The sequence below is a fragment of the Aeriscardovia aeriphila genome, from assembly GCF_002259595.1.
In the GTDB taxonomy this organism is placed as follows: domain Bacteria; phylum Actinomycetota; class Actinomycetes; order Actinomycetales; family Bifidobacteriaceae; genus Aeriscardovia; species Aeriscardovia aeriphila.
This window is the reverse complement of the sequence record NZ_MWWU01000004.1, coordinates 62,534-76,031: the sequence shown is the minus strand read 5'-3', so window position 1 is coordinate 76,031 and position 13,498 is coordinate 62,534. Positions and strand designations below refer to the sequence as shown.

Here is a 13,498-nt window from a genome sequence, read left to right as displayed (position 1 = left end):
CTCGCAAGCTCTTTCCTCGCCCGCAGACTCCCGCCACGCCACAGCCTTGTTCGGCGGGCTCTCGTCGTTAAATGGAAAGCGTACGCGGCAAGCGCAGGAGCGGACATATAAAGGCGAAGGTACAGATGGCACAGGCGACATCGACGAAGCAGGCGAGGAGTCAACAGAATATGAACCCCGAGAACTCCACCGACCTGGAGGCTCCAGCGAACCCTGACAACAGCGCCGCACGGAACGCCGCTCAAAACTTGCCTGACGAAGAATCCGCCATCATCCCCGGCCGCTTCTGGACCCTACCCGTCATCTGCCTGGTGACGACGAGCTTCGTTCTGGGAGCGAACGAGTTCATCATGATGGGCATTCTGCCCGACATAGCCCAAGGCTTGCATATTTCCCAAGTGCTCGTCGGCAACCTGGTGTCGATTTTTGCCGCAGTGTACGCCGTCGCCTGCCCTCTCGTCGCCGCCTTTTCCGCTAGATTCCAACGAAAACGCATCTACCTGGCCATGGTAAGCGTCTTCCTCATCGGCAACGCGCTCTCTGGTTTCGCGCCCAATTACGCCGTTCTTGCTCTCTCTCGCATGATCGTTGCCCTCGTCGCAGGTGGCTTGGTTGCTGTGGACATGACCTTCGCCCCTCAAGTCGCTGAAAGCAGCAAGCGCACTCGCTTCATGGCTTGGGTTTTCTCCGGCTTCTCGCTGGCCTCGGTGTTTGGCGTCCCCGCAGGCACGTGGCTCGCCCAAACTTCCGGTTGGCGTTGGGCTTTCCACTCCATTACGCTTCTGACCATCGCCCTTCTCCTTGTGGACATCGCCGTTCTGCCTGCCAGTAAGAGCACCTCGGCGGTGGGTATTCTTCGTCAATTCCTGCTGTTTAGCGACCTTCGCATCGTTTTGGGCTGCGCTTGCGTCATCTTCGGCGCGGCTGCGACCTACGTTTTCTATACGTATATCACCCCGGTATTGACCCAGTTCGCGGGGGTCGCTCAGGCTCGCGTCTCTTTGGTGCTCATTCTTTTCGGCGTGATGGCGCTGTTCTCGAACCTCTACTCGGGCGTGCTCGCTCGTCGAGGGACTATCGAGCAGCCTTTGGGACGCATGTGGAGCTTCTACGCGGTTCAGGTGCTCACGCTGGTGCTGTTGAGTGCGGCCTGCTGGTGGGCTCTTCGCAGCTCGTCTGTACTCGTGCATGGAAGCGTTTTCGTGTTGGTGATGGCTTTAGGCTTCCTGATTTACCTGCAAAACTCACCGTCCCAGATCTGCTACGTCGACTCTGCCCTTCAAACTCACCCTGGCTCGCTCAACCTGTCGAACTCGCTCAATTCGATGAGTTTCAACACGGGCATTGCGCTGGGTGCTGCAGTTTCTGGCGTGGTGTACGACCATGTTGGTTTGACCGCTTTGGGAGCTTTTGGCGCAATCTTCGCTTTCCTGGCTGCTCTCTCTTCTCTCGCCCTTCTCCAGATTGGCAGGTCGATGAGAGCTTCGCGTTGATCGCAGATTCGCGTATGCGAATAGAACGTTGCCATCGCTGTTATTGATTAACCTATGAATAATTTCATCGAAAATTAAAATCTTCGAATAGCCGAAGAAAATAGCAACATCACTTGAGATTATCACGGTACCTCATCACCCCGAGCCATTTTGGTGTTCTCCAGCGCTGATCGGTAGTTATATTGATGGCTGATTGACAACGGTTTTACTGAGAAAGTGTGTGAGCGCTCACAATTTCTCCTCGACACGCCGGCGGTATAACAACTTTCCGTATTTTGGAAATCGTGTTTCACGGAAAGAAAAGCTACTCTCGTCTCAAATCTGTTGACTACGTTTGCAAGAATAAATAATTCGATCGTAAATTCTCCCTTGATCCGCATTGCGGGGGGGTATTCTCATTGGTGTAGGCAGAGTTTTTCTTCTTGTGGCAGTGATGCCATAGGGGCTATTCCCTGCGAAATCAGTGTATTCATTGCCCGGGGAAAACTGTATTCAAAGGAGATGGGGTGTGCATGCATCACAGTAGTACCCCTCGCAACTTCTTGAATGCATCCGTTTGCAAAACCCTTCGTGAGAAAGGTCATTCCCTTCTGGCCGCTCTCTCAGTTATTGCACTTTCCTGCGCTACTTTCGTCAACTATGCCAATGCCGATACCGTTCTTGGAGCCCTGTGCGATTCCAGCGAAGAGCTGCATATGAACATCGATACCAGCGGCACCCTCGACTCCAAAGATCACCATGTTGCAACTTATGTGGGTAAAGACATGGTGATCGGAAATCTCGAGAATATGAACTGGGATTCTGCAACCGGTCCGAATGGCTCATACGCGGCGGAAGCAGAGGGAACGACACTGGTGTCTGGTGATCTGATCGCCAACCCGCTCAAAGGCTTCTTCACTTTTGGCATCGTTTCCTTCGGTTCACAGTACTTGCCAGACGATGGTTCGACCATCCTCGCAGTCGGCGGAAAGACGAACACACTTTCGCGCAATGCACAAGCCTCTGATGGTCCTGTCACCCATGTGCAAGCATGGAACGCTGGTATGGGCATCAAAACTGGTGATTCTGAGGGAAACAACAATCACTTGTTTAATGCTCTCGTGGCCGGCTCGAGTACCGATGTGTGGGGCAAGAAAGGCACCCCATCTCTGCGCCAGTACACCGCCAAGAATGGCCCGTTGACCTTCAACGATGCCAATCCGCTCTCCCATGTGGTGCTCGCTGGAAAAACACAAGACCTGACGAATGCCGACGATGAGGTCATTACGCTATCGACTTCCCTCAAAGATCTCACCGCGAACGGCTTCGCCACCACCGGAATCGCTCCTGCTGAAGATGTGACGTACTACAAGTACAACTACAGCTCAGCAGACGGAGTTAAAGAGCCAAAAATCTCGTATGCTCTGCACTTCGACGGCCCACAAAACCCAGCAAACGCAGAAAAAGTACTCTACCTCACTGGAGATGGTGCTTCGAAACTGCAAGTGTTCTCTCTCACTGCCGATCAGCTTAACTCTGACGGTTACCGCGGTTTGGACCTGAGCTTCTCCAACATCCCTGAAAACGCCTCCGTTGTTCTCAATGTCAGGGGAAAGAACATCTCCTGGCATAACGGCTGGCGTGTGTGGTGGGATGGCACGCAAATCGGCAACGGTTACTCCGACTCCGTGCCATCTGCCATCCAAGACCTGTACGCACAGGTCGGCCAAAAACTGCTGTGGAACTTCGTCGACGCTGATAATCTCACGATATACGGCGGAAAAACCACCAACGCGAGCGCGAACAACGGCTTGACCAGCAGCGACGACCCAGCGGCGGCCCTCCTGGGCTCGGTGATCGTTCCTCACGGCAACTTTGACGACCACGTCACCACCAACGGGCGTGTGTGGGTGACGGGCAACTACCTGATGAACACGCCTACCCCAGCCTCACAAAAGGTCGGGGGAGTGGTCAGCGCTTCCGTGCTCGACATGGATGAGGAACGCCATGTTCTGCCATGGTCGGGCGCAGTGGCTAACACCTGTTCTTCTATCGAATGGCGCAAGACGGACGACAGTGGCATCCAGCTTCTGCCTGGCTCCTCGTGGAATATTTACACCACCCGTGAATCTGCTGAAAGCAACGGCACCGCGCTTCTTTCCGTCACTGATAACGGTGAAAACGACTGGAGCTCCGAGCAAGGCCACCTGCTCGTGCAAGGCCTGCGCCCTAACGCTACTTACTTCGTGAAGGAAACCACAGCCCCTGAAGGCTATTTGGTGAACACGAATATTTACGAAGTGACCACCACACTCACCGGTAACGACGTCAATGAAGTACCCGGTGACGGTGTGAGCGCTGACGGCTTCCACTACATCGCCGACCAGGAGAACCATGTGTCCTGGTACAAGGCCGATGCTGATAATCATGCGAAACTCTTGGCCGGGGCGACCTGGAAGGTGACCAACACTACGACGGGCGAAGAGTGGACCGTCACCGACTCGACCCGCACCATCTCTTCGGTTAGCGCAACTATTGACGATAAGCAAGGCAAAGTGGGAGCAACAACCCACGCACATGCCAGTGTCGAAGGGCAAAACCACGAGCTCCTCCCCGACGAGCCCATTAGTTGGGTGAGCTCCGACACCAATGTCGCCGTAGTCGAGCCCGATGGCACTGTTCACGCTATTGCCCACGGTATGGCAACTCTGACCGCCCGTGCCGGCGATAAGAAGGCTGTTGTTATGTACAACGTGTTGGGTGACGGGCCAGTCAAGGTCGACCCCGACGTGATGTGCATCGACGGCTCGAAATTCATGCTTCCGGGCACTACCCAGCAGATGCTTTTCCACTGGACTGACGGCTACACCGACCCTTCCGTGGCCAAGTGGAGCAGCTCCGACCCTCAGATTGCCAGCGTCAACCAAAACGGTGAAGTGACGGCGATCAGCGAAGGCATGGTGATTATCACCGCCGAATACAACAACTACACCACCCAGCTCGCCATCCAGGTCGGCAACCCTGCCCAGGCCAGCCAGCCGGAAAACCAAGTGACGCTGTACTACCAAAAGTCGCGCACCAACTGGCCAAGCTATTACATCCACTACACTGTTGACGGCACTACGTGGACGACGCAGGCTCAGCCGATGCAGGAAGCGTGCGCTGGTTGGGTTTCCTACACCATTGAAAAACCTGCCAGCATTGGGTATGCGGTGTTTACTGATACCCCTGGGCTCAAGGACGGACACTGGGACAACAACGGTAGCTCGAAAGGCAGTTACACCATCGACCCGACCTGGCCAGTAACTGTGCTCTCCCAAGGCAGCAACACCATTACACATACGAACCCCTGCTCTGCAGCAGTCGAATCCATCGAGATTACCAGTGACAAGCTAGTCAACGGCGAAATCGGCCTGTACTCCGGGCAAGTCATCTCCCTAGGCCACAAGGTCAGTCCAGATTCCGTGTCCAACATTCAGGCGACGTGGAAATCTTCCGACCCTACCGTGGCAACCGTCAACTACGCAGGCAATGTGGTGGCCAAAACCCCTGGTCAAACCACCATCAGCGCAACTGCGGGCAAGAAGAGCACCAGCATTCTCGTCACCGTTCAGGACCCTCCAAGCAAGGGCATTCGCATCACCGGTTCGACCATGATGTTCGTGGGCCAAAACCAGATGATGGGAGCTGTGAAGAATGGCAGCCCGCTGCAAGGAGCGTTGTGGACGAGTTCTGATACTGCTGTGGCTACTGTTGACCCACAGACTGGCGCAGTGCATGCTGTTGCTCCGGGCATCACCACCATTACTGTGACTGCTGCTAACGGCACGAAGGGAACGATTCTGTGCGTGATCTCTGGGCTTCCGGTTCTCGCCGATATGAACGCTCAGCCGGGCCATGTCAGCGTCGCTGGTTTGCAAGATGGCGACTACACCGTCGAGGAAACCCTCGCTCCCAACGGCTATGCACTGAGCAGCACCCCTCGCCGCTTCAGCATCGTCAACGGCCAGTTGAGCGTTACCGATGCAGGTGACACGTCCGGTGCTGATAGCTCGGTGCTGGCAGATAACAATAACTCTCCGATCGCCTTCATCGATACTCCTACTTCAGTGTCGTGGAACAAGGTGAGCAGCACGGATAACTCGCTTCTGGCAGGCTCCACGTGGTCGATTACCAAGTACACCGATTCCAGCTACACCACAGTGGATAGCGAATCTGGTTTTGGTAATCAGGGTGTGTTGAGCGTGACGGAAAGTAGCGGTGAACCGGGCAACTTTAGGGTCACCGGCTTGCTCAACGGCTTCTACCGCTTGAGCGAAACCCAAGCCCCCACCGGCTATGAGCTCGCGGCCAAGCCAACCGACTTTGAGATTAACAATGCTCAAGAGAAGTTGACGAATATCGTTCTGGGTAATCTCAAGAACTCCGAGAAACCAGGCAGCGCAACGTGGAAGAAGAGCGACGATAAGGGAACTCTTCTGCCAGGTTCGCACTGGAAGCTCACCATGAAGCGCAACTATACCGACGCTGCTACCGGCGTGACGCACCACGAAGTGTTGGTGTGGAACGTGGTGGACGCAACGGGCAAGAGCGCTGACGCGGGTTCGGGTTCGGGTTCTGACGCGGGTTCTGCTCATGCATGCGAGGCTGTTGCTCCAGAAACGAGCAGCGACAAGCACGACGGTGAAGTGAGCGTGACCACCAGTAAGGAAGGCGTTCTGTGCGACGAGGACGAGAGGGACGGAATCTTCTCGGTCACCGGCCTGCCATGGGGTAACTACACGCTCGAGGAGACGCAAGCTCCCGAAGGCTATTTGGCCACCTCGGAAACCTTCTCTCTCGACGTCACCACTCACACCAGCGCGCATATTGGAGTGAGCGCCGCCCTAGCAGCAGATGCCACGACAAGCGCTGACACGGCTGGCTCAGCCACCGACAAGGCGAGCGCCGACGGCTCTGACAAGGCTGCTGCCGAGACGAGCAGCTATAGCGCGCACATCGATTTTGGAAGCATTACCAACACCAAGAAGTGGTACGTGCTTCCGCAAACAGGCTCGCTTCCGGGCCAAGCAATAGCAGTTGTCGTTGCAGTGATCTTGTTGATCCTGGGAGCGTGGCTGTATTCAGATTTGTCCCCAAAGATGGGGAAAGGGAGGAATTAACTATGAAAGCTACAGTGTGGAAGAAAGCCGTGACCATGATGGTCGCTGGCGTTGCCACCCTCGCGATGGCCGGTACTGCCGCTCTGAGCGCACAGGCCGCTGAACAGCCCAGCCTGACGCTGACCAGCACGACGGACCTCACAGGCCGCACCTTCGAGGCATGGGAGCCAATCCTCATCGACAACACTGCTACTTCGGACTCTGCTGATTCCTACCAGCTGAGCATCAACACCGGCTACGACGACGCCGTACGAGCAGCAGCAGTCGACGCAAAGCTCACCGTTGACGGTAGCAAGGCCATCACCGCAGAATCGTCCTCTGCTGACGTTTTGCAGGCAATCTCCTACCTGGGCGGCGCAGAAAAGGAAAGCGATGTCGACGCCAACAACGTCTACCGCACCTTCGCCGACTCCCTTCTCAAGCAGATTGAGGCTAAGGGCATCGAATCCACCGTCAAGTCGGACGCCTTCGTCCTCTCTGACGACAAGCTTTCTGTAAAGGCAAGCCTTCCTTCCACTGGCTTCTACCTGGTGAAGGAAACCACCGCTGCTGACCCAGCAGCCCCATCCACTAAGGAAAACAATTCTCCAGTCTCTCTCGTGATTACCACTCCTGTTTCCAAGGATGTGAGCGTGGAACTGAAGAGCTCCACTCCAGAAAGCCACAAGAACATTGTGGACGTGGATAGCGAAGGTAAGATCACTCACCAGCACAAGGCTGACACGGCACACGAGAACACGGCCGTGCACTACGAGCTGACCTTCTACATTCCTACTTCCTGGGCTTCTCAGTACACCTACAAGGGCTTCTGGTTCACGATGAGCGATACTCTCTCTGAGGGCCTGACCTTCGACCAGGTTGACTCCATCAAGGTGGGCACCGACTTCGCCCCATCCGCATCGGATGCTGACTTCTCCACCTACACTGCTCCACAAATGCAGCAGAATGGTCAGAAGCTCACCATGAACTTCGGCGACCCAACCGGCGCTGACACCACGAACAACATGAAGAACCTCGAGCTCGCTGGCAAGTGGGTGAAGGTTTACTACACCGCTCACCTCAACGACAAGGCCATCATCGCTTCCACTGGTAACGACAACGATTACGACGTCACCTACCAGCACGACCCACAGGTGGCTTCCGACGGTGAGAAGACCCCTGAAGAGCACGCTTACCTCTACAGCTTCCAGATCGTGATGAACAAGGTTGACGGCAACTCCAACGAAAAGCTCGCCAACGCAACCTTCTCCGTCCTCACCAAGCAGGGTGACACCTCTTCGGCTCTCAAGTTCAACGCCGACCCAGCAGTCAAGAACCACTACGATTACAACCCAGAAGGCACCCTCACCGAGGTGAGCACCGATGCTGATGGCAACTTGGTGTTCGAAGGCCTGAAGGAAGGCACTTACTACCTGCACGAGGTCAACGCTCCTCAAGGCTACAACCGCTTGGGTGCTGACGTTCAGGTTGAGGTGAAGGCCACCAACAAGGATCAGAAGGATGAGCTCGCCCGTCAGGACATGCCAACTCCTTACGAAATCCACTACACCGTTAACAACGTCGATGCTGGTTCCGTCACCGTCAAGAACTACAAGGGCTTCCTGCCTCGTACCGGTGGCTTCGGCATTGCTGTTCTCGTCGTCGCTGGTATCGCTTTGATCGCCGGTGGCGTCATGATGCTTGCTCGCAAGCGCGCTTAAGATGAACACTGCTAGTGAGCCCCGGACGGTGACTCTGCCACGTCCGGATCGTTCTTCAGAGCCAGGCGCGGGGCCTGAGCTCTGGTGAACACGAAACGAGGAGGTGTGTTATGACTGATCGCACTCAGCCACACGCATCTCCTCGTTTTTCTGTACGCACTCTCGTCGCCATTCTCATCATGCTGGCAGGCTTAAGCTTGCTGCTCTACCCGATTGTTTCCCAGTCGATTTCAGCATTGGATGAAGCCTCCACCGTCGCCCACTATGATGATGCGGCCGCGAAGCTGGGCCACGAGCAGCGAGAAAAAGTGTTGCAAGCAGCTCGAGACTATAACTACCGCTTAAGCGTGGGTAAAACTCCTATTCCGAGCTTGTACGATGAGCATTACCAAAACGACCGAGAATATATGTCCCAGTTGAGCGTGAAAGGCTCCCAAGATGCGCTCTCGGTTATTGCTACGCTCGAGATTCCTAAAATTTCTGTTAATCTGGCGATTCGCCGCGGAACTACCGTGCAAACCCTCTCTTCTGGCGCTGGCCACCTGTACGGAACCAGCCTGCCGGTGGGAGGAAAAGGCTCCAACAGTGTGATTGCCGGGCATCGCGGCCTGCCGAACGCCTTGATTTTCACGCGCCTCGACGAGTTGGAGAAAGGCGATTACCTTTTCATTCACGTGCTGGGGGAGAAGCTCTCATACCGCGTTGACAAAATGTGGGTGGTCGGCCCGGAGGACACCACTCATTTGGGCATTACTCCAGGCAAGGATTACGTCACTCTTCTCACCTGCACGCCTTATGGTGTCAACTCGCATCGTCTGCTCGTGCGCGCCGAGCGGGTGAGCGATTCTGCTGCGAAGGTGCAAAGCGATGACGGCATTTACCCGAGCTGGGTGTATGCCGGGCTCGTTGCTGCAGCAGTGATGATTGTGGGCTGTGGTATCGCGGCTCGTCGCAGCAGGGTTCGCTATTCTCGTCGCAGCGCAGCGGCGCATAGTGCGCAGTGATAATCTCAAGCCGCCGAGAAATGTCGTGTAACCGGCGGGAGCTGCACCTACACTAGAAGTATGCGAAAGATTGGCATTATTGGAATGGGAAATGTGGGCGCCGCTGTCGCCCACCAACTGATCGCCAGCCAGATGGTCGACGATCTCGCACTCTACGACATCAATGAGGCGAAGGTTAACGCCGACGCTCTCGACTTCCAAGACGCGCTGGCAAACCTCGAAAACCATGTGAACATCACGGTGAACGACTGGTCTCAGCTGCGCGATGCACAGATCATCATCTCCACGCTGGGCAAAATCAGCCTGACGATGGAGTCCAAGTCGGATCGTTTTGCCGAACTGCGCTACACGCGCAAGGCCCTCGGCGACATCACTGCGAATATTCGCAATTCGGGCTTTAACGGCGTGCTCGTCGTGGTGAGCAACCCGGTGGACGTGATCACCGCCCTCTACCAGGAGCTCACTGGCCTGCCGACCTCCCACGTTCTGGGCACGGGCACCCTGCTCGATTCCGCGCGTATGCAGCGCATCGTGGGCGAGCAGCTTGGTGTTGACCCTCGTTCCGTGTCGGGTTACAACCTGGGTGAGCATGGCAATTCGCAGTTCACCGCGTGGTCGACGGTTGGTGTGCTCAACCAGCCGATTACTGAGCTTGCCAAGAAGAATGGTTGGGATTTGGAGCATTTCGCTCAGCTCGCTCGTGAGGGTGGTTTCGCCGTCGCTTCGGGCAAGCATTACACGAATTATGGTGTGGCTGCCGCTGCGTGCCGCATCGTTTCATGCGTTTTCCAAGATTCTCACACCGTTTTGCCGGTCTCTCATTACCGTGAAGATTACGGCGTTTACCTGAGTTACCCGGCTATTGTTGGTCGCGATGGCATTGTGGCGACGACTGAGCTTGCGCTTACTGCCGAGGAAAAGGCGAAGATGGAGAGCTCGGCCGAATTCATTAAGGAACGAGTCGCTGGCTCGAGGGACTAGAGTTTCTCAAGATTATCACTGCTCTTCATCGCTCGTGTGAGCGTATTCGGCAGTGTGTTACTGCTGCGCAAGCCTTTCGGTTTGCGCAGTTTTTGTTTTCTGCGGTTTTGTTGCCGTAGCGCGGGCTCGATGTGGCCTCAGGCTTGCGTGGGAACTGGTGGAGGGTGCTGGTTTCAGAGGTGTTGTGCTAGCTCAATCGAACCGGTGAGATACTGAACGTATTGTCAGTGGGGTGCTTCAATTGCTTATCAGGGTATCTGGTAAGAAGGGTATGAATACGAACGGTTTGAGGCGTATTGGCTGAGAGATAGTGGAATAAGGGCGAAAATGCGCGATGAACACTTTGACAAGTAGGGCGATGAAAGCCGTATAATTTTGTACGAACTGTCAAAGACACGCAATAAAAAGGCGTAATTACAAGGCTAGTTACAGGCTAATGAACATTTCATCGATAAACGCCAACAAACACTTGACCATTTTATGTCGAATTTGGTTCAATACTGAAAGGCAAAGGAGCAATGAAGCTCCCAGTTTTCAGAACGTATTTCTTCGTTCTGCTCGAGCGCGGGCTGCTGGGCAGAAGAGAGGCGAAGAAGAATGCTGAAAACATAATTGAAGATGGAGGGAAACTCAAAACTGAAGACGAAAAACTGAAGAGAAGAAGAAAATTCAACTGCCGAAAATTGAAGACACCGCACGGTGAAAAAACTGAAGAACACTGATAACTCAAGAAACAGATAACTGAAGATACAAATAACTGAAGAACACTGAAGATTTCGTAAGAGAAGAAGAAAGTGAAGTTGCGCAGAGAGAACTGCTCGTGGCTTGAGAACCCACACACGCAGTGCGTAACACACAGAGGATCATTCAGATGAAACGGGAACCGAAAGGTTCCCGTTTTGCGTTCTACATCAGTGCCTTGCGGGAAAGCTGGCTTGCGGTATCCTCCGCGCAAACCGTTCCATGATTCCCTGCTTGCGATATTTCGCGATCATTTCGTGGAACGACTAGGGAGATAATATTTCACGTGAAACAGTGGTGCAGTGAGGGCTCTCGTACAGTTGTGCTTTTTCGGTGGGTAGATACAAAAAGGCGACTGCGTATGCAGCCGCCCTCATCAGCCTGATAATCTCAAGCCATATAGCTCGACTTGGTCAAACTCAAGCCAGCAAACTGAACTGTTTTAAGCGCAACGTGGCGAAACCCAACTCAGTCAAGCTCAAACTTGCCCGTGTACAGCTGGTAATACTCACCACGCTGAGCGATCAGCTCCTCATGAGTACCGCGCTCCAAAATGCGACCATGCTCCAACACCATGATGAGGTCTGAATTACGAACCGTAGACAGGCGGTGAGCAATGACGAACACGGTGCGGTTCTTCATCAGAGCATCCATACCCGACTGAACAATCTCCTCCGTACGGGTATCGATCGACGAAGTAGCCTCATCCAAGATCATCGCCGGAGGATCGGCGACAGCAGCGCGAGCAATAGAGATCAACTGGCGCTGACCTTGAGAAAGGTCATCACCAGAGCCAGAAAGCCACGTGTTATAACCCTGAGGAAGCATACGAATGAAGCCATCAGCATTTGCCAACTTCGCAGCCGCAATGCACTCTTCATCCGTTGCATCCGGCTTACCGTAGCGAATGTTATCCATCACCGTTCCGGTAAACAGGTTGACGTCCTGAAGAACCAAGCCTAAAGAGCGACGCAGATCAGGCTTAGCAATGGAGCGAATATCAATGCCATCGTAGAGAATCTGGCCAGAGTCGAGGTCATAGAAGCGGTTAATCAGGTTGGTAATCGTCGTCTTACCAGCACCTGTCGAACCCACCAACGCGACCTTCTGGCCTGGCTTTGCCTCCAAAGTGATGTCATGGAGAATTTGCTCGCCAGGAACGTACGAGAAGTTCACATCCTTAAAGGTGATGTGGCCTTGCAAAGGAGCATAAGCCATACCAGGCTGAGCATGCTTATTCGCCTTCGTCACAAAGGAAAGATCAGCAGCATTCTGATCCACCTTCACACCCTGAGGAACCTTCCATGCCCACGTATCCGTGTGGCGGCTGGTTTCACGAATTGAACCATCCTCTTCAACAACCGAGTTGACGAGAGTGACAGTGCCGTTATCCTTCTCAATCGGCTCATCCATCAGCTCGAAAATGCGGGAAGCACCAGCCATCGCCATCATGATGGAAGCAACCTGCTGGAAAATCTGGCCAATCGGGTTGATGAAACCACGGGAAAGCTGCAAGAAGCCAATCACCGTGCCGATCGTCATCGGAGCCATACCCGTCAGCGTGAGGTTCCAGCCTCCGCCCATAGCCATCGAACCAGCAACGACAGCCAAAATAACGTAGAGCAAGTAACCCATGTTGTTGACGAAAGGCATCATTGAGTTGCCAATAGAATTGGCGTGAACAGCAGAACGGTACAGCTTCTCATTATGCTCGTCAAACTGAGCGAGGGTGGCGTCCTCATGGGTAAACACCTTGACGACTTTCTCGCCCTTAATAGTCTCCTCCACAAAAGAGTTGACCTGACCTAAATCATTCTGCTGGTCAACAAAGAAGCCGGAAGCAAGCTTCATAGCTCCCTTGGAAACCCACATCACAATGGCCACAAAGACTACCGAAATGATAGCCAGTGGAACCGAGAGGATGAGCATGGCAACGAAACTGGCAACAAACTGCAGTGCCGAGTTCAACACATTCGGGAAACTCTGCGAAATAGCCTGACGCAAAGTATCCGAATCATTGGTATAGCGCGACATAATGTTGCCGTGACCAGTGGAATCAAAGTAGCCGATCGGCAACTGTTGCATGTGGTCAAACATGTCATCGCGAATCGTCTTCAGTGTTCCCTGCTCCACCTGAATAATCACCAGGCGAGAAATGAGCTTGGCAACAGCACAAACGAATAAGATTGCGCCAATCGTGAGCAAGAAACGACCCAGCGGAGCAAAATCAGGATGCTGCTCTTTGAGAAGCGGCATAATGTACTGATCGATCAAGTTCTTCGACACGATTGACACCAAGGCAGAAGCGCCCGCATCCATCGCCAAAGTGACGACGAAGATGACAATGCGCAGCTTATCCTTGAGAATATAGCTCATCAAGCGCTTGAAAGAACCAGCGTGCACGCGCGAGTTTGCAGCAGCACGGTCGCGGCCACGAG

General features: G+C 54.2%; 7 protein-coding genes. 6 read left to right on the top strand and 1 reads right to left on the bottom strand.

Going from position 1 to position 13,498, the window contains the following annotated elements:
* Window positions 1-125 precede the first annotated feature (125 nt).
* The 6 genes from AEAE_RS06090 (at window position 126) to AEAE_RS06065 (ending at window position 11,041) form a co-directional block, all read left to right on the top strand.
* Window positions 126-1,493, top strand: a complete 1,368-nt coding sequence (locus AEAE_RS06090; protein ID WP_244569664.1) for an MFS transporter — start codon at window positions 126-128, stop codon at window positions 1,491-1,493.
* A gap of 512 nt (window positions 1,494-2,005) precedes the next feature.
* On the top strand, window positions 2,006-6,634 hold the full coding sequence (locus AEAE_RS06085; RefSeq protein ID WP_094690263.1) for a SpaA isopeptide-forming pilin-related protein: 4,629 nt from the start codon (window positions 2,006-2,008) through the stop codon (window positions 6,632-6,634).
* Between the two features lie 2 nt (window positions 6,635-6,636).
* Window positions 6,637-8,334, top strand: a complete 1,698-nt coding sequence (locus AEAE_RS06080; RefSeq protein WP_094690303.1) for a SpaH/EbpB family LPXTG-anchored major pilin — start codon at window positions 6,637-6,639, stop codon at window positions 8,332-8,334.
* 110 nt (window positions 8,335-8,444) lie between these two features.
* Complete coding sequence (locus tag AEAE_RS06075; protein ID WP_094690262.1) at window positions 8,445-9,338, top strand: class C sortase; 894 nt, start codon at window positions 8,445-8,447, stop codon at window positions 9,336-9,338.
* A gap of 60 nt (window positions 9,339-9,398) precedes the next feature.
* Window positions 9,399-10,319 carry an L-lactate dehydrogenase gene (locus tag AEAE_RS06070; RefSeq protein ID WP_094690261.1) on the top strand — a complete coding sequence of 307 codons (921 nt, stop codon included), beginning with the start codon at window positions 9,399-9,401 and terminating at the stop codon, window positions 10,317-10,319.
* A 518-nt stretch (window positions 10,320-10,837) separates the two neighbouring features.
* The gene (locus AEAE_RS06065) at window positions 10,838-11,041 is read left to right on the top strand and encodes a hypothetical protein (protein WP_094690260.1); all 204 of its coding nucleotides are present in this window, start codon (window positions 10,838-10,840) and stop codon (window positions 11,039-11,041) included.
* 487 nt (window positions 11,042-11,528) lie between these two features.
* On the opposite strand, the gene AEAE_RS06060 is transcribed toward AEAE_RS06065, so the two are convergent.
* Complete coding sequence (locus tag AEAE_RS06060; RefSeq protein ID WP_244569670.1) at window positions 11,529-13,436, bottom strand: ABC transporter ATP-binding protein; 1,908 nt, start codon at window positions 13,434-13,436, stop codon at window positions 11,529-11,531.
* Between the last annotated feature and the right edge of the window lie 62 nt (window positions 13,437-13,498).